Below are 564 nucleotides of genomic sequence, written 5' to 3'. Positions count from 1 at the left end.
CTGAGGAGGTCTATCCGCGACACCCGCTGTTAAGTTTGCTTGATATGTTAAATCTAGTCTACCTTAGCCACTTAAAAGGTGATGCTGTTAGCGAGCAGGAGCTACGAAATGTATTGGGTCGTAAAGAGCTGCCTAAATGGTATACCTACATCAATTATCTAAAAGACTGTAAACTTATTACCGTGACTGAAGATGATGAATACGTTCTCAAAAAAGATCTTAGCAAAATGACGCTATGGGATTTTTATCGTACCCTGCCCTATCCGTTACCTATAAAGGACGAGCTTGATGAGATGGAAAATAATAGCCAACAACCATGGCTAAGCCTGCTGGTGCGCCGCTTTAACAATACTGAAGCCTTCGCTCAAGAACAACTTGACTTACCGTTGTCTGCTATTTTCTCTCACAGTCAGCCACGTAAAAAAACCTCTGCAGATAACAAAATAGAGCCTTTTGGGAAATCTAGTAAGCGCAATACACAGCACAATAAACATAGGCGCGAGCAAGACACACCGCATTTTGAAGCAGCAGCCTATGATAAAGACAGTGACGTCATATGTGATA

The 564-nt window shown here is 42.0% G+C and carries 1 pseudogene; it reads left to right on the top strand.

Annotated features, from left to right (window positions below):
• Window positions 1-35: 35 nt before the first annotated feature.
• A pseudogene (locus ACS8FD_RS23435) lies at window positions 36-564 on the top strand (hypothetical protein); the annotation flags it as partial.

The sequence above is a fragment of the Psychrobacter sp. 1U2 genome, from assembly GCF_051847575.1.
This window is presented reverse-complemented; position numbering and strand designations above follow the sequence as displayed.